This window comes from Bacillus cereus group sp. BfR-BA-01347, assembly GCF_022663835.1.
In the GTDB taxonomy this organism is placed as follows: domain Bacteria; phylum Bacillota; class Bacilli; order Bacillales; family Bacillaceae_G; genus Bacillus_A; species Bacillus_A thuringiensis_K.
The window spans coordinates 204,398-222,284 of the sequence record NZ_JAKUGG010000008.1 but is presented as its reverse complement, the minus strand read 5'-3'; the positions used below and the strand labels follow the sequence as shown (position 1 = coordinate 222,284).

The following is a 17,887-nucleotide window of genomic DNA, read 5'->3' as shown; positions in this document are numbered from 1 at the left end:
GTCCCGTTATTCCGGTTGGGCCTGTTTCTCCGGTTGGTCCTGTTATTCCGGTCGGCCCCGTTTCTCCGGTTGGGCCTGTTATTCCGGTCGGCCCCGTTTCTCCGGTTGGGCCTGTTATTCCGGTTGGGCCTGTTATTCCGGTCGGCCCCGTTTCTCCGGTTGGGCCTGTTATTCCGGTTGGGCCTGTTATCCCTGTTGGTCCAGTCGGTCCTGTTTCTCCGGTTGGAATATAAATTGGTGGAAGAATCGGAAAGGTAGGTCCAATATTTTCTGGTCCTATCATCCCCTTATTCAATGATAAATTGTCATTGCGTTTCAATTTAATACCTCATTCCACATGTTTTTTAATTCATACACATCATTATGACCCTATCATTAAAGAAAAAATTTATAACTATTCTCTTTTTTCTTCCCAAAGAATTATTACATATATTAAACATTTTACCGTTGCTATAACCGCTTTAATTAATATAATAAATTAATCATTCTATTTAAAAAGTACTAAATCTATAATATTCTTATTTAAAAAGTTGAGGTGATTTATATTCAAGATAATAATGAAATTAGAAAAAAGGAATTAATATCAATGGCTCTTGACATTATTTTCCCTTACAGGCTTACTGGACCTACGGGGCCTACCGGGAATACTGGATCTACCGGCAGTACTGGGTCTACTGGGAGTACTGGGCCTACCGGCAGTACTGGGTCTATCGTTACAACAAACTCTATGTTCGCTAATAATACATCAGGTGGTCCTGTTTCAGTCATATTAGGAGGAACAAACATTCCACTTTCAAATAACCAAAGTCTTGGTAATTTTACAGTTAACGCTTCAAATGACGTATTTACAATTCCTGTAACTGGAAGATATCATTTAACCTATCAAGTTAATACGACAACCGCTCTACTTGCTGGAACTAGACTACTATTAAACGCTTCTACGCCAATTCCTGGCTCTATTTTTTCTCCCGCTTTATCAACTTCAAATTATAGTAATAATTTAATTACTAATTTAAATGCTGGTAATACAATTTCACTACAATTATTTGGTATATTATCTGTCGTGAATTTAGTTGGAGGTGGATCAACAGGTGCCTCTCTTACAATTATACGAATTGATTAAAAAATGATTCATTCTTTTTATAATAAACAACCTAAATACTCAATTGGTAAATATTACGATAGTGATTACGTAATAAAAGTAAATTGTACTATATCCATAGTAGAAAACATCTATACTAAATTTTCCGTATATATATTATCAATTTACACTTTCCCCATGTCGATGTTACATTAAAGATGAAGATTGTTTCTTTTTTACAGACCATCTCAATATGTATTTGAGGAACATCTCCAATCCTATACGCGAGAGCAATACTATATTGACACTCAATTGAGTGTCTTTTTTTATATTCAAAAAAATAAAACCATCTCTTATAGATGGTTTTAACAATACACTTTTACTCTTCATATTATTGCCAGCTTATAAAGCTGGATAATAAATAGTCATACTTAACCGAGTTAATGTTCTTCCTGAGTTAGTATAAGTATGCGGTCTATCCGCCTTAAAGCGAATTGAGTCTCCATTATTTAACGTATATTGACAATCATTTATGTCAATTGTCAATTTCCCTTCAAATACTGTTATAAACTCCTCTGTTCCTTCTTTATGCGCTTCTGAACTTAATTTCCCTTCTGTATCAATTTCAACCATATAGATTTCAAAGTTCCTATCATCTTGGAAAGGAAATGAGGGATACACCTTATATTTCCCATTGTCTTCAGACAATACTTGAACATCATTTCGTAAAACTACTTTCGTATCAGGCTTTGGATTATTGATTAAAGAGGTAAAGGATACTTTCAAACCATTAGCAATTTTCCATATTGTCGTTATTGTCGGGCTTGAATCTCCTCTTTCTATTTGTCCAATCATTGTTTTACTTACACCTGTTAATTGAGAGACCTTTTCTAAACTTAATTTTTCTTTTTCACGTATTGATTTTAAATTTTTTGCCAGAATAAGTTGAATTTCTTCCATAAAAAACACTCCTACACTGTATACAATATAACGACCGTTATGTATAATAAAAAACGTTATATCGTTCTTTTTGGTCATTATAACACACAAAAAATAAGGAGGTTGAAATGCCTATATTTTCTTTTTTGTTATTTGTATTTATAAGTAGCTTCACACCTGGTCCTAACAATTTCTTAGCTATGACATACGCAAATCAACATGGATTAAAGAGAAGCATAAACTTTTGCTTTGGAGTAGCATTCGGTTTTTTCATCCTCACTTCTTTATGTAGTTTCTTTAATATTGTATTAATTAATATTGTCCCTATAATTGAATTTCCTTTAAAAATTTTAGGTGTCACGTATATGCTATATTTAGCCTTTAAAATAATCACTAGTAAAGGCGGTGCAGATCACAATGAAAAAAATAATAAAAACTTATTTACAGTGGGTATTTTCCTTCAATTTTTTAACCCTAAAGGAATATTATTCGGACTCACAGTAGTCTCTACTTTTATACTCCCTTACTACAATTCATATTCAAGTTTTCTACTTTTCTCATTATTTCTAGGTATAGTCGGTTTACTGAGTACATTTAGTTGGAGCCTTTTGGGTTCCATGTTTCAAAAACTTTTATTAAAACATAATCAATTATTTAACATCATTATGGCTGTTTTATTAGTTTTCAGTGCTATTTCAATTGTTATCCACTAGCTATCAACTCATTCTGGATGCTTTTTTCATCCTCTTTTCTGTATACACCACATCATTATTATAATAATCTTAAAATGTTTTTATTAATAATCCATTTCGTAGTTCTAATTTATGGATTGGGACTACGAAATAAACTAGAATGTTTCTCACTTTATAATATTAATTTTGTTTTGTGACGCTAGCTTAATAAAGCTCTTCAATATTATTCAATTTAATATTATACGATTGTATGCAAAATGAAAACAATAAGTCTACAACATAGGCATTTGAAAATCTTTTTATAATTATAGAAAAAAAATACGTTATAATATAAATTACTGTTCTTTAGGAGGATCACAATGGCTGATAAGTATAAATTTTTAATTCTCATTGTTACCGCATTTTTTCATTCTTTTCTTTAATAAAAGATTTTCGCAATACTTCAAAAAGTTTCTTTTGGGGTAGTTTTATAATTCTTACAAGCTTCATGATACTATTAATACATGCTCTAGATTTAACTCAAATATTTTTTTATCCAAAGCAAATTGCGCTTGAATTTATTACAATACCACGTAAATTATTTCTACCATCTGTCACTGAGGCCGCCAGTTTCCCTCCAACACTAAGATAATAATTTGATGAAGAGCTCTTTTTTAACCTGAACGTACCATATACAAAATCCAACCTTAATCACTTAATTACTTATAAGAATCTAACTTGTAAAACGCATAATAATTATATTTATTTACTAGTATACAAGCCGTATCTCTTAGTAGAAGCACAGCATAATATACGATACAGGACAAAACTTTCAAAAAAACTTGTCTGAGTTAATTCTCAAAAAGGGGTGAATATAAATGCCTATCGTTAAACCTTTTATAGCTGGAAGACGATTTGTAAGTACAGCAGCAACAGGAACTGCTGCTGGAGCAGATTTAACTTTTGCTAACACAGACTTCACTGATGACACTGGTGCTGTAACAACATTCCCTGCTTCATATGCCTTTTTAACACTTTATATTAATGGTGTTATTCAAACAGGTGATACTATTACTGGTGTAACTACTACAGCTGCTACTATTGTAGGAGGAGCTGTCCTAGATGGAGGCACTCCTATCGCAATTGAATTTACTATAACGTAACTTTAGTTGTCTTTTTAGAGGTTTCATTAAAAGAAACCTCTAATTTTAAAAGTTCATATCAATTTTAGTAGCAACTACATAATACAGTGCATATACTAGATAGAATGATAGAAATTTATACTCACTCTCAAAAAGAGCACTTATCTATAGTGATCTTTTATATAGCGCAATAATTTTTCGTCTATTTGCTCTTGGAGAACCTACTAAGCAGTTAGCTAAATTAGCTAACTGCTTTTTCCATATAGTATTTATTATTATTCATAGCTTTATCCGTAATAGTAACGCTTATGCACTATCTACTATAAATTTTCATATATTGTATTATGCTTGTCCAAAATGTGAAGTTAATACTCACGAAATCTAAATACAAGAAAGGAGTGAAAATATGCGCTCATCCATTCGTAAATTCGCTAATTTTAATTGTGAAGCACAAGCATCTAGTACACTACCTGCCCTAGGTTTTGCCTTCAATGCTACTTCACCTCAATTTGCAACATTATTTACACCACTACTATTACCTAGTACAGGCCCAAATCCTAACATTACTGTCCCTGTAATCAATGATACAATTAGTACTGGAACTGGTATTAAAATTCAGGTAGCTGGTATTTATCAAATTAGCTATACATTAACGATTAGCCTTGATAACGTTCCATTAGCCCCAGAAGCAGCACGCTTTTTCTTGACATTAAATTCATCGACTAATGTTATTGCAGGATCCGGAACCGCAGTCCGTTCTAATATTATCGGAACTGGTGAAGTTGATGTATCAAGTGGTGTCATTCTAATTAACTTAAACCCTGGTGATTTAATTCAAATTGTCCCCGTTGAAGTAATAGGTACAGTAGATATTCGTTCTGCAGCGTTAACAGTTGCGCAAATTCGTTAATAAAGTGAAACTTTAATCATTGGGGTTTAGTTCATCCCCCATGATTATTAGCCCTCACCAATTGGGTTGCCCGTTAATGCGGGATAAAAACAAAAGACTTGGCTAACTAACATTTAATGTTCCTTATACACACTAAAAAATATTTTTATAGATTTGACACACATTTATATCAAACAAGCATATTTTATTGTATGTTGACTATATAGTCATACAAATCTAAAGCGTTCATAAAAGCACACTTATATGTGTGCTTTATTTTTAATTAAAACCTACAACATTCTCAAACAATATCCATATATTATCTTGATTCCTCTCTAAATATATAGTTTGTCTCAGAGCGCTTTTAACAGCGCTCTTTTTATTTAAATTCCGATTTTTAAGGTTCGATTTTATGATTTACGTTATACACATGCTACGCTACTTTTGAAACAAGGTATACATCTAAAGACTGTAAGTGAACAATTCAGTTATAAAGATATGTTCATAACATTAAATCGCTATCCACATGCTTTGCCTGGAATGCAGGCGGATGCTGTTAAACTATGTAGTGAAAGACCATTAGAATAATATTTACAAATATAAAAAAATGCGGTTTCTCCTCTCAAGAGAAACCGCAACATATCAATGCTTTTACTATATTTTAAACTGGCTCGTATACAAATCAAAATAGAATCCTTTATCTTTCATAAGAGATTCGTGATCCCCTCTTTCTAAAATTCTTCCATCCTTTATAACAAGGATTTGATCTGCTTTTTCAATTGTTTTAAGTCGATGAGCGATCACAAAACTTGTGCGACCTCTCATTAAATTATTTAGTCCTGCTTGTATTTGTAATTCTGTTCTTGTGTCAATATTAGATGTCGCTTCATCGAGAATTAATATATCTGCATCTGCTAAAATTGCTCGTGCAATCGCAAGAAGTTGTTTTTGTCCTTGACTTAAATTCGATCCTTCTGAAGCAATTTCTGTTTCATATTGATTTGGCAAATGCTTAATAAAAGAATGTGCAGATGCTGCCTTGGCTGCAGTGATGACTTCTTCATCAGTAGCATCTAAGCGTCCATAACGGATATTATCCATAATCGAACCAGCAAATAAATACGTATCCTGTAAAACTACTCCTATTTTACTTCGTAAAGAATTAATATCATAATCTTTTATATCTTTTTCATCAATATGAATTTGTCCTTGCTGTATATCATAAAAGCGAGTTAACAAATTAATGATTGTTGTTTTCCCTGATCCAGTCGGACCAACTAAAGCAATTGTCTCTCCTGGCTGCGCTTTAAGACTCACTTCTTTTAAAATCGTTTTATTCTCTGCATAGCCAAATGAAACATTCTCAAGTGCAACATGCCCTTGTAAATTTTGTACAACAAATGCGTCTTTTTTATTTTGAATTTCTGGTACCTCATCCATAATCTCAAAAACACGTTCTCCACCAGCAACTGCCGCTTGAATTGTATTCATTAAAGTCGCAAATTGACTTAACGGTCTTGAGAATTGACGAGAATAATTAATAAAAGCTGCAATAACACCTACTGTTGTCATTCCGTTTAAGACCATAACTGATCCAGTCCCAATGACAAGCCCCATACCTAAGTTATTAATAAAGTTCATACTTGGAAAAATAAAAGCTGAAAATGTATCAGCCTTCGTAGCTGAAACTCTTAGCTGTTCATTAATTTTATTGAAATTTTGTACAGTTTCTTTTTCTTTTCCGTACAACGTCGTAACATCCGCACCTGTAATTGCTTCCTCAATAAATCCATTTAATTCACCTAAATCTTTTTGACGCTTCGCAAAGTTTTTACCACTATATGCAACTAGTTTTTTTGTAACGTAAAACATAATAGGTACTGTAATTAAAGTTACAATTGCTAAAATCCAATTTAAAGCGAACATCGCAATCGTTACACCTATAAAAGTTAACGCTGATGAAATAATTTGTACAACACTTTGTGTCAAAGCTTGATTCAAATTATCTATATCATTTGTCACCCGGCTCATTAAATCACCTTGAGAACGCACATCAAAGAACCGTAAAGAAAGCGTTTGGATTTTCTCAAAAATATCTTGTCTTATTTTTTGAATTGTTTTTAATGCAACGTTAATCATGACAAATGTTTGTAACCATGTTAAAAGTACAGTTACACCGTAAATCGCGATAAGTAACATACACATTCTTGCTGTACCACTTAAATCTTTCGGTACAATATATTGATCTATAATGACTCCCATAAAATAGGGACCTAATAATCCAAGTAAAGTAGTAACAACGACTAGAAATATAACAAACATTAGAGCAGCTTTTTGATAGCCCATATAGTTCCATATCCGCATTACAGTTCCTTGGGCATTTTTAGCTTTTCCCATCTTTGGTGTGTTTCGTCCACCTTTATTAGCAAATTGCCCTTGAAAATTACGCATGTTCTTCCCCACCTTCTTTATGCAAATTACCACCTTGGGAAAGATAAATTTCCTGATAAACCTCACTTCGTTCTAACAATTGTTCATGTGTACCATTGCCAACTAATTCACCATTATCTAATACAAGTATTTTATCCGCATCCATTATGGAAGAAATTTTGGACGCAATTAATAAAGTCGTTGTGCCTTTATATTTTGTTTTTAAAGCTGTTTGAATAGTAGCCTCTGATTTCGCATCAACTGCTGATGTAGAATCATCTAATATGAGAATCGGTGGTTTTCTCACAAGTGCCCTTGCAATTGATAGACGTTGTTTTTGTCCACCTGATAGATTTGTCGCACCTTGTGTTAAATTATATTGATAAGATTCTCCCAGCTTATTGATAAACTCAGTCGCACAAGCTGATGCAGCTGCTACTTCCAGCTCATCATGTGTTGCATCTTCTTTACCATAACGTAAATTCTCTTCTATACTACCTGAGAACAACAAAGCCTTCTGAGGTACAAACCCTATTGAAGCACGAAGTTTTTGCAAATCATATGTTTTAACATCTATTCCATCTATACATATTTCACCTTGATCAACATCATATAGACGTGGTAACAGCTTCGCTAAGGTAGATTTACCACTTCCAGTCGATCCAATAATCCCTACTTTTTCACCTTTTTGTATGCTAAACGAAATATCTTTTAAAACGTATTCATTATTTTTCGTATAGCTATAACTAACATTTTTAAATTGAATATTCCCCTCGATTTTCTCAGGTTCGATCGCATTCGCTCCGCTTATAATATCAACCTCTGTATTTAACACTTGCTGTACACGATCCGCAGATGGAAAAGCTCGCGCAATTTGAATAAATACCATGCTAATCGACATAAGTGACATTAAAATGATATTCAAGTAATTAATAAATGCCAAAATCGCTCCTACTTGAAGCGTTCCATTGAATACTTTTTCTCCACCAATCCATAATGTTGCGACAATCCCGCCACTTACAACTAGCATAATGATTGGCATCATTAAAGAAATAAGCTGCACAGCTCGAATATTTATCTTCGTTAAATTTGTATTTACATTTCCAAATTGAGCGATTTCATATTTTTGTCTTACATACGCTTTTATAACACGCACACCAGATAAATTTTCTTGTAACTTTGTATTGACTTTGTCTAATGCCTCTTGCACCTTTTTAAATGTACCACTTGCTTTGCTTGCAATTAAAATAATCGCAAGTAATAAAATTGGAATAACTACAAGTAATATTGGAAATAACTCTCGCGCTGTTACAAAAACAATAATTATACTTCCAATAAACAACAGCGGACCACGAACGAGAACACGTAATGTCATTGTCATTGCCGATTGGATGGAAGTGATATCATTCGTCACAATCGTTAATAATTTACCTGTTCCAAATGAATCACGATTATTACTAGAAAATGTTTCTATTGTCGCAAACACATCTTTTCGTATGTCTGTAGCGAAATTAACAGCTGCTTTTGTAGAATACATCATACACCCAAGCCCTCCAACTAAACCGAGTGCTGCTGCTCCTATCATAAGAAGCCCCATTTTTATTACATAATTTAAATCCCGATTTGCAATCCCAACATCAATGATATGTTGCATAATAGTCGGTTGAATTAAGTCCATCGCAACCTCAAGTACCATAAATAGCGGTCCAATAATAGCGAAGAACATGTATGGTTTTAAATACTGTAATAACTTACGAAATGATTTCATACATAATCTCCTTTTCCTATGAAATTACCACTGAATAATTCATATCCCTCCTTATTTAAGCGATATTTTTTGCAATTTCTTCATTACTTCTATTATATTATGTAAATTAATATTTAACATTATTAAATGATAAGTATTAATGACTTTCTGGTCAATACATATGCTTTATATTATGTAAATACAAAAACCGCATTCTTAATAAAAAGAATACGGTTTTTCATCTATATTTCTTCAATTGTAAAATTTAAAAACTCAGTCTCAAATCCCTTATTTTTAGAAGGACTACACGTGTAAAAACCTATTTTAATAGGCTCATTCCCTATATCCTCCATTAAATGAGCGATTCTTATTTGTTCCCATTGATGGCTCTTTTTCACATATATTGTATAATCACCGCGTTTTCGAATAATGCGAAAACGAAGTTGTTGCTTAGCTGCTTCAGTTGGATAATCTTGCGTTGACCAGTCAGAATATCCATTATTCGTTACGACAGCACCTAAGTGAGATGGACCATCTGGAATATATTCTAATGAAGTTTTCAGCCAACAGTTCTCCGAAATCATAACAAAAAGACCTGCTTGATCGAATTTTGAATTTGGATTCATACGTAACTGAACTTCAGCTTGAAAGTCTGTCATCATCTCATTATAAAATACATGACCATTCATTACTTCAAAACCATAATGTGTTTTAAGCCAAAAATCGGTTTCTGCTTTCGAACGGACAATAAACGCATGATTGTCATTAATTTTATAGTATTCAGGTACATTCATTATAGTGAGTTGCTCAATACTTTCTGGTATATACGATATATTCATAGCTCCTCCATAACAAAGCATTTATATAGACATTTAAAACTCCGCTAATACTGGGAATTTATAACCTTTAAAATCTAACTCTTTATCACTTCGAACCATTAAATACTTGCTAGACTGTAATTCTGTAAACTGTACATCCTCAACCCCTAATTGATCCGGAGAAAAATAAAATTCGATTTCCGTAAACCTTTCATTGATTTCTCCACATAATTCATCTAAAACCGGAAGTACTGGCGCAAATACTCCAAATAATTTCAACTTTTCATTGTCTACTTCATAAACGATTAAAGCATCTAGTTTCTCTGAATAATACAGTTTCTCATTCCATTCTGAATCATACATATTCAAATAAAATGAAGGATGGAAGTTTAAAGTTGAAAAACTATTTGAAAGTCTTTGGCTACTATCAATAGTTTCATGTATTAACTGTCTATTCTCTATATTATAGAAATCTAACTTTTTAAGTAGTGAATCGTTATTATTAATATTTTTATCATATGGTATAGTCATCAAATATTCCTGCACAACTTCAAATCCAAATGCTGTATATAGTTCAGGTTTTTCCGTAAACAATAATGCACATTCACATTTCTTATCGATTTCCTCTATCATTTTACTCATTAATTGTGTCATTAGCCCTTGTCTACGGAAATTAGGGTGTGTCATTACTGATTGAATACCCGCTGCATTTATTTTTTCACCATTAATTAATAATGGGAGTGAAAATGCCGAAACATTTGCAATCACTTTACCTTCTTGTAAAAATGATAAAGCTTTATATGTATCATCCCAATATCCTTTATCCGAAAAATCATTTAATGTTTGAGTTGCAATTCCAAACACTTCTTCAAATAAAGGAAATAACTGCTCTCTTTTCGGTTCTTCTATTAGAAGACTTGCCAATTTTTCAACATTCCCCATGTTGTACCTCCAAATGTTAAATTCCATTAAATTAGATATACTTATATGACCTACTCTTAAAAATAGAGGTCTTACCAATCAATATACTATCATAAAACATAAAAAAAAAGTCTAATTAATTTTATGTTTTGACTATTTGAAAATAAGTCGAATAAAAAAATATTAAGATTTTCGGATATTAATTAGTTTATTTTATAAAAATAGCGCTTTCTAATTAGCTTTTACTAATAGAAATACACTATTTATAATAAAATATTTTTATTCTTTTATCCCTTCAAGTCTTTCCTTCGTATTAATTTCTTCTCCACTTATACGCTTTTCAAAAGACTTTCTCCAACTATTTGAAAGTGCATTTACTTCTAATATTCTTTTTACCCCTTCAATATTTTGTTTTTCCTTGTGCATAATACGGTTAGCGAATGCTACTGAAACACCTTTTGGATCAGACTGTATTCTTTTTAAGGTATCGACTGATGATACCCATCCTTCTTTTAATACACGAAAATAAAATCCTGTATACCCTGTTTCTTGAAAATATAGTGGTAACCTTGGAAAATTATATTTATTTGCTAATTTAAAACAAGGTTGCCTTGGTTGTGTTACCTGTACGATTGCCTGTCCTAACTCAAACGTATCACCAATACAAACATCCTCTTCGCTCATACCACTAACTGTTATATTTTCTCCGAAAGCCCCATATACAAGATCTTGATTCAATTCTTTTTCCCAGTATGGATAGTGATCACCAGTATAAACACAAACTGCTTTATCTACTCCTCCATGATGAACTAAGTCAGCTTGTCCATCCCCATTAAATTTTACAAAGGATAAATATACCGGTTCCTTTACTTGTTTCTTATTTATGCCTGTATGAATTACCTTTCCGCCGTATGTAACCTCTTTTGGTAATCCTATATTTAAAGATAATAATTGATATTCATTAGCCATTCTATTTCCTCCTTTAAAGGTGTTACATGTATTTTCTCTCAATTAATTTTTACAACCCTCTCTGTTATTTAAAGATGATTATAAAACCTCTAAAATCATTGTTCAATTCAATTATTTATATAATAATGATAGGTATAACCTATTATTATACTTGAGGTGATTTCAATCGAATTACGACAACTTGAATACTTTTTAGCTGTTTCAAAAGAATTACATTTCACAAAAGCAGCTGAGAAATTAAATATTTCACAGCCTTCTCTAAGTCAACAAATACGTGCATTAGAGCATGAAGTAGGAATGCCACTTTTCGATCGAATTGGTAAAAAAATATCTCTAACTGAAGCAGGGAAGATTTTATTATCACATAGTAAAACCATTTTTCATGAAGTCGAACAAGCTCGTTCAGCTATTCAAGACCTAAACGGATTACAGCAAGGTTCCTTAACAATAGGGGCTTTGTTAACCGTTGTAAATTACTTACTACCACCAGCTATTTTAAATTTTAATAATTTATATCCTAATATAGAGCTTTCTGTATTAGGGCTTCGTACAGGAGATATTCGTAAAAAATTATTACAAAACGAACTACATATTGGAATTACATTTCTCCCAGTGCAAGATAAAGAGATTATCTCTATCCCTCTATACAAAAGCGATCTTACATTAGTCGTGCCCACTGGTCATCGATTAGCTGAACGTAATCATGTATCTATTGCTGAATTACAGAACTACCCTTTAATTCTTTTACCTAAAAATTTCTTTTTAACCGAACTAATTACATCTTATTGTCAAAAATTCAACTTTAAACCAAGACCAATTTTAGAAATTAGCACGATGGAATCTTTAATCCAAATGATTTCCAAAGGAATGGGAATTACAGTGTTACCCAAACCATATATAGACTTTTTACAAAATAAAAACATTCAAGCTATTAAAATAGAAAACCCTACTCCAACAATTGAAATAGGGCTAATTTATAGAAAAGATAAATATATGTGTGCTGCAACTCGAGAATTTATTGAGCAACTAAAAAGCACAGTACGTTCTTTCCAAAACTAAACAAAAGAGGTTATCCTATGAAACCGTTTCACAACGATCTAGTAGAATAATCTCTTTTCAAAACAAAGTAAACATTATATTAAACTCTTATAAATTTTAATGTACCTTTTTAGATATTGGAATATATTTTGTAAAATATGCACCAACTAGCAATAATACAATTGAAAATAACCAAGTAAAAGCACCACCAAAATGAAACCAATATGCAAACATATTTAAAATCGCAAGTGAAAAGAAGCAAATAGAAGTTACCGCACTTTTCAATCCTTTTACCCCGGATTTTTTTCTCTTTTGATAAGTAATATACATAGCAATAACAAGAAAAAAGATAAGAACAAATGGTAACATAACTTTTAGCATTGGTAATCCCTCCAGTGTAAATGTATTTTTACATTACCATCTTATCCCATTTATCTTTTAGGAATCAATTTATTCTTATCTTCCCTCCAAAAGTCAGTATAAGTTTTATTTTCAAAGTTCACGTTCATCTCAGAAAACGGCATACTTCCTCCAACTTTCAATGAGTACCAGTCGTTTAAAAGTGGTGATCCGAAACAAATATTCATTGTACGATCATGTAAATCGAATAATACAGAATGTAACGTTCCAAAGCATTCTTCATAGTTATGCACACTCAGTCCAATAGGATATTCTTCTTCTACTAACTTTTTTAAAGACTCTATGCTTACTTGTTCACATCTATTTAAATGCTCATGTAAAACGTGATATCTCTTTGTTGATTGTTCTAATTTCCTATTATTTAATTTCTGAATAGATGAACTAACTGCATGGTTTGTTGATACAATAAAAGCTTGGTTGTCACCATCAATCGTTGTTGTGGATTTATGACCGTCAAATATTTCAATATGTGCTGCGTTTAAAGGATCAGCTGCTATTAAATTAATATTACTAGCAATTGGTATTTCTTCTATAAGTGACTTAGCTTCCTGCACATTTTTACATTTCTCCAACAACAATCGAATTACCGCAAAACATTGTAAACCATTTACCATTGGCTTTCTTAAACCTGCAATGTTTCCTACTGGTTGACCACATACTGAAAATGTAACAGATAATCCATGTTCGTTTATCCCTTCTGTTCGACCAAAATATTGAGTAGAAAAACCACTATGTGCATACGCACCTTCAACATGCGTCGAGCAAAAACGCATATCATCTATTACTGGTGACAAATCATAATTCCTTAATACATATGTGTGCTCTAAATCGGTCTTTTTAGGTAATACTGCACAATGACTACAACCTGCTTTCAATAGTGTTTGATAGTAATACATCATATTTTTCGAAGGAATTTTTAACACTTCACAAAACCCTTCAATTTCTTCATTTATGCCTGGACAATGTTTGTTTAGTATATTTCTCGATTCTGTCCAATGGTTATTAGATATTATATTTTCTTCGTGTATAAATTGCGGGATGAGATACGGATTTTGTTTCACGAATTCCCCTTGTTGCTTTCCAGTCTCATAATAACTTCCTTTTAATGATGAAAAATACCCCTTTACTTGATACATCAAATTCCCCCTCACATTGGATATATCCATATCATACCAAATGGATTTCATTCATCCTTGATGTTTTTTACTATCTTTCTTTAACACCATCCCATTTTAATATCTCCACTAATAATTATTTACTAGACAATTAAAGTTTTGTTAATATTGCTGTAATAGCTTTATTTCAAAATAAAGTAGTTTGGATATCAAATGAGCAAAATACTTTGTTAAACCCACTTATAAGCAATCATCTAATTCATGAAACTAAGAAACTTATTTATCAAAACAAAAAGAGAATTTATGTATGAATAATTGCAAACCAATTGATGAATTAACTATTGAAGACCTAAAACAAAACCCCATATGGGAATGGGCAATAGATGAAGAGGAAAATGAAGAACATGACGAAACATGGGTAAAACCAGCAGCAACTACTAATTTTACAGAAGAATTAAACGGTTCAATTGTACTAGGCGAATTATTCTTACATAATGGTGAAAAATTCCCTATGATGTGTGAAATTGATATCGAAGGTGACGAGGCCGTAATTCGTTCTGTTGTTTATTATAACGAAGCAGAAAATGAGTATATTGCTATAGAAGATATTGTGAAAACGGTCGAAATGCCGTTATCGATTATTATTAACCTTACAATTCATGTAGAATCCAAAACCTTACGCTTCTCTGCACATAAAGTAGATATTTATAAAAATTCAATAACAACTAATTTAAATTAAAGTTGGCCGAAATAAAGAAAACAATTATGAAATACAAACTGGGGAATCATTAACGATTCTCCAGTTTTTTTTAACTATATTAAAGTATCCCCTTTTCCACTAAAGTCTCTGCGATTTGAACTGAATTCCAAGCCGCACCTTTTAATAGGTTATCGGAAACAATCCAGAGGTGGAATCCGTTTGGCATATCAGGATCTTTACGTATTCTTCCGACAAATGTATCTATTTTCCCTTCTGCATATAATGGCATTGGATACAGCTGTTTACTAGGGTTATCCTGCAAAATAACACCTGGTGCATCCATTAATACTTCCTTAATTTCCGCAACGGTTGCTTCTTTTTCCAGTTCTATATAAACCGATTCTGAATGCCCTGATACAACTGGAACACGTACACAAGTAGCTGCCATTTTCAGGTTTTCATCTTCTAATATTTTCTTCGTTTCTTGAATCATTTTTACTTCTTCAAAAGTAAAATCATTGTCTGTAAATATATCTACTTGAGGCAGTACATTAAACGCTATTGGGTAATGTTTTTTATCTTTTTTCGCCGGTAATATATTACTTTTCACTTCTTCACCAGCAAGCATAGACTTAGCCTGCTCTTGTAATTCATGAATCGCATGAATGCCAGAACCCGATACAGCTTGATATGTTGAAACGATAATTCTTTCTAAACCGAATGATTTTCGAATCGGCTGAAGTGCTGTTACCATCTGTAATGCTGAACAATTTGGAACTGCAATAATACCTTTATGCTGCTTTAAAGTATGCGCATTCACTTCCGGAACAACGAGCGGTACACCTTGTGCCATTCGGTACTCACTTGTGTTATCAATTACAATTGCACCACTAGAAACTGCATGAGTTACAAATTGTCTAGATACTTCTCCCCCAGCGCTAAAAAAGGCAATATCTACACCTTCAAAGCTAGTTGTTTTTACCTCTTTTATAATTATCTCTCGTCCTTTGAATCTTACTTTCTTACCGGCGGATCGTTTTGACGAAAGCAATGTAACTTCAACTATATTAAACTTCATTTCATTCTCTAACAGTTCAATAATTTTTTGCCCTACCGCACCTGTAGCCCCAACAACAGCTATATGATAGCCCTTTTTGATCATCTTTTCTCCTCCAATATCACCTGAATGAATATTTCTACAATTTCATTTTATACAGAATTTAATCATTTGGAAAATTAAAATACATGATATAATCATTCACAAATCATGATAATAAAAGAGGGATCGCTTATGGAAATGAGACATGTTAAAACATTTTGCGCCATTGTGAAGTATGGTAATTTTTCTAAGGCTGCGCATGCGCTAGGTTATGCGCAATCTACTGTTACAGCACATATGAAAGCTTTAGAGAACGATTTACATATTCCTCTTTTCGATCGGTTAGGGAAAAAAGTGCTACTTACAAAAGCAGGTCATCAATTTCATCCTTATGCATTAGAATTACTTTCAATATATGAAAAAGCGCAAGAAATCCCCCAAAATACAGATTATTTAGAAGGTACATTAAGTATTACATCTAATGAATCATTAGCGGTATACCGATTACCACAATTATTACGTACTTACAAACAGAAAAATCCAAAAGTAAATATCGTACTTGAAACAAACACAAATGAACAAGCATTACAAAAATTACGTGAAGGAGAAACAGACGTTGTCTTCATAATTGGAGAAAGTATAGAACATAATGGTTTTATTACGCGTACTTTTAGTAATGAAACATTTGGATGGATTTTACCAGCTTATTCCTCTGCACATACAAATCCATTCCAGTTATTACAGGACACCCAGTTCATTTTTACAGAACAAAGCTGCGGCTATAGGCAAATGGTAGATCGTTTTTTACGTCAAAGTGGAAATATTCCAGCTAAAACATTTGAAACTTCCAATGTTGAAGTAATTAAACAATCCGTTATGTGTGAGTTAGGCATTTCAATTCTTCCTTATATTGTTGTACAAGAAAGTTGTCAAAAAGAACAACTATGTTTTCAGCCTATCGAAACTCCAACAGTTATTCAAAGTCATGTAATCTATCATAAATCTAGATGGATTTCCCCGGTGTTACAGTCGTTTCTTTCCTTACTTGAACGAGACTAAAATATTAAGATGTACGTAGAAAAAGAGTAATTGCCTAATAAGCAATTACTCTCTTTCATTAATTAGTATACTATTTATTAGTCTGTCCCCCACCTGCAATTAATTTACTACCTGAATATGTACCTTTGTTCATAAACACTTGATTAATTAATTCTTTTTGCTCAGCTTCCGACACTACTCCTTTTCCTTCTCCTAAATTCCCACTTTGTAATTTCCAAATCTTATTGTGATCCCCATCGACCTTTTCATATTTTCCTTGTTTCCATCGTTCTAAAATTTCTACATATGTACTTCCATGTACAAGATCATTACTCTTTACAATATCAATTAAACTTTCAATCCGTTCTTGTGTAATAAAAATATAGCCCCACTTTTGATCAGCTTTCGCTTTTTGATGTGCCATTTCATGTAATGCTGTCTGTATGTTCTCATCTGTCCATTTAAAATTTTTATTAAAACCACTATTCGGCAATGAATAATTTCCATTTTCTAAAAGCTTTGCATCTTCTGCTTTTACGTTACTATCAGCTAATACTTCTACTGCTGGAGCAGCTGGTGATACCTTTTTCGCAGCTGGTTTACTATTATTTAAATAATGCAGCATACCATATGTTAAACCTACTCCGATTACCGCCATACCAGCTAGAATACCGATTATTTTAAATAGTATTTTCATCGCGCTTGTTTCCTCCCAAATTTCTCTGTTCTGACTACCTAATTATTTCTTATATAAAAACTGTTACTTCATTCCAAATATCGCATCCCATCCCCTATCATATTATTTATATATACTTCCTCATATTGTATTTCTTTTCCTTTTAAATTAAAAGATTATTCTGTTAAATATTG

18 protein-coding genes and 1 pseudogene are annotated in these 17,887 nt (G+C 32.4%); 8 read left to right on the top strand and 11 right to left on the bottom strand.

The genetic code is table 11. From position 1 onward, the window contains the following. Window positions 1-319, bottom strand: a 319-nt coding sequence (locus MR143_RS14995) for an exosporium leader peptide-containing protein (protein ID WP_242280815.1), incomplete at its 3' end; no start/stop codon positions are given. A 216-nt stretch (window positions 320-535) separates the two neighbouring features. Between MR143_RS14995 and MR143_RS14990 the strand changes: the two genes are divergently transcribed. Next, entirely contained in the window at window positions 536-1,123 is a 588-nt protein-coding gene (locus MR143_RS14990; RefSeq protein ID WP_033690119.1) for a BclA C-terminal domain-containing protein, read from the top strand. Between the two features lie 360 nt (window positions 1,124-1,483). On the opposite strand, the gene MR143_RS14985 is transcribed toward MR143_RS14990, so the two are convergent. Further along, window positions 1,484-2,119, bottom strand: coding sequence for a helix-turn-helix domain-containing protein (locus tag MR143_RS14985; RefSeq protein WP_157407015.1), 636 nt, complete (start codon window positions 2,117-2,119; stop codon window positions 1,484-1,486). A gap of 29 nt (window positions 2,120-2,148) precedes the next feature. On the opposite strand from MR143_RS14985, the gene MR143_RS14980 reads away from it, so the two are divergent. The 4 genes and pseudogenes from MR143_RS14980 (at window position 2,149) to exsF (ending at window position 4,743) form a co-directional block, all read left to right on the top strand. Further along, window positions 2,149-2,733: a LysE family translocator gene (locus MR143_RS14980; RefSeq protein WP_001121278.1), complete on the top strand. Its 585-nt coding sequence runs from the start codon at window positions 2,149-2,151 to the stop codon at window positions 2,731-2,733. 338 nt (window positions 2,734-3,071) lie between these two features. Then, a pseudogene (locus tag MR143_RS14975) lies at window positions 3,072-3,343 on the top strand (hypothetical protein). A gap of 226 nt (window positions 3,344-3,569) precedes the next feature. Then, window positions 3,570-3,854, top strand: a complete 285-nt coding sequence (locus MR143_RS14970; protein ID WP_001123247.1) for a DUF4183 domain-containing protein — start codon at window positions 3,570-3,572, stop codon at window positions 3,852-3,854. A 385-nt stretch (window positions 3,855-4,239) separates the two neighbouring features. Continuing rightward, window positions 4,240-4,743 carry an exosporium protein ExsF gene (gene exsF / locus MR143_RS14965; RefSeq protein ID WP_001257878.1) on the top strand — a complete coding sequence of 168 codons (504 nt, stop codon included), beginning with the start codon at window positions 4,240-4,242 and terminating at the stop codon, window positions 4,741-4,743. A gap of 633 nt (window positions 4,744-5,376) precedes the next feature. Here exsF and MR143_RS14960 read toward each other — a convergent pair. The 5 genes from MR143_RS14960 to MR143_RS14940 form a co-directional block, all read right to left on the bottom strand. Further along, on the bottom strand, window positions 5,377-7,173 hold the full coding sequence (locus MR143_RS14960) for an ABC transporter ATP-binding protein (protein ID WP_001243552.1): 1,797 nt from the start codon (window positions 7,171-7,173) through the stop codon (window positions 5,377-5,379). Continuing rightward, window positions 7,166-8,920, bottom strand: coding sequence for an ABC transporter ATP-binding protein (locus tag MR143_RS14955; RefSeq protein ID WP_199717813.1), 1,755 nt, complete (start codon window positions 8,918-8,920; stop codon window positions 7,166-7,168). Before MR143_RS14955 ends, MR143_RS14960 begins: the two co-directional genes overlap by 8 nt. Before the next feature lie 221 nt (window positions 8,921-9,141). Continuing rightward, window positions 9,142-9,738, bottom strand: a complete 597-nt coding sequence (locus MR143_RS14950) for a DUF1349 domain-containing protein (protein WP_001027685.1) — start codon at window positions 9,736-9,738, stop codon at window positions 9,142-9,144. 33 nt (window positions 9,739-9,771) lie between these two features. Continuing rightward, window positions 9,772-10,659 (bottom strand): GNAT family N-acetyltransferase, encoded by an 888-nt coding sequence (locus MR143_RS14945; protein WP_000528662.1) that lies wholly within the window; start codon window positions 10,657-10,659, stop codon window positions 9,772-9,774. A 258-nt stretch (window positions 10,660-10,917) separates the two neighbouring features. After that, the gene (locus MR143_RS14940; RefSeq protein ID WP_001262999.1) at window positions 10,918-11,607 is read right to left on the bottom strand and encodes an MOSC domain-containing protein; all 690 of its coding nucleotides are present in this window, start codon (window positions 11,605-11,607) and stop codon (window positions 10,918-10,920) included. 156 nt (window positions 11,608-11,763) lie between these two features. On the opposite strand from MR143_RS14940, the gene MR143_RS14935 reads away from it, so the two are divergent. Next, a complete protein-coding gene (locus MR143_RS14935) occupies window positions 11,764-12,666 on the top strand; it encodes a LysR family transcriptional regulator (RefSeq protein ID WP_000623401.1) in 903 nt (300 codons plus the stop codon). Window positions 12,667-12,762: 96 nt separating this feature from the next. Here the strand turns inward: MR143_RS14935 and MR143_RS14930 are convergent, their stop codons facing one another. Further along, window positions 12,763-13,026 (bottom strand): hypothetical protein, encoded by a 264-nt coding sequence (locus MR143_RS14930; protein WP_000921860.1) that lies wholly within the window; start codon window positions 13,024-13,026, stop codon window positions 12,763-12,765. A gap of 50 nt (window positions 13,027-13,076) precedes the next feature. Next, window positions 13,077-14,201, bottom strand: coding sequence for a C45 family autoproteolytic acyltransferase/hydrolase (locus MR143_RS14925; RefSeq protein WP_000285237.1), 1,125 nt, complete (start codon window positions 14,199-14,201; stop codon window positions 13,077-13,079). Between the two features lie 286 nt (window positions 14,202-14,487). Here MR143_RS14925 and MR143_RS14920 point away from each other — a divergent pair, with 286 nt between their 5' ends. Next, window positions 14,488-14,919, top strand: coding sequence for a hypothetical protein (locus MR143_RS14920; RefSeq protein ID WP_001057955.1), 432 nt, complete (start codon window positions 14,488-14,490; stop codon window positions 14,917-14,919). A 79-nt stretch (window positions 14,920-14,998) separates the two neighbouring features. Here MR143_RS14920 and MR143_RS14915 read toward each other — a convergent pair whose 3' ends face one another. Continuing rightward, entirely contained in the window at window positions 14,999-16,042 is a 1,044-nt protein-coding gene (locus MR143_RS14915) for an aspartate-semialdehyde dehydrogenase (RefSeq protein WP_000591692.1), read from the bottom strand. Between the two features lie 129 nt (window positions 16,043-16,171). Here MR143_RS14915 and MR143_RS14910 point away from each other — a divergent pair, with 129 nt between their 5' ends. Further along, a complete protein-coding gene (locus MR143_RS14910) occupies window positions 16,172-17,038 on the top strand; it encodes a LysR family transcriptional regulator (RefSeq protein WP_000425901.1) in 867 nt (288 codons plus the stop codon). A gap of 70 nt (window positions 17,039-17,108) precedes the next feature. On the opposite strand, the gene MR143_RS14905 is transcribed toward MR143_RS14910, so the two are convergent. Further along, window positions 17,109-17,714, bottom strand: a complete 606-nt coding sequence (locus MR143_RS14905; protein ID WP_242280814.1) for a PRK06770 family protein — start codon at window positions 17,712-17,714, stop codon at window positions 17,109-17,111. Between the last annotated feature and the right edge of the window lie 173 nt (window positions 17,715-17,887).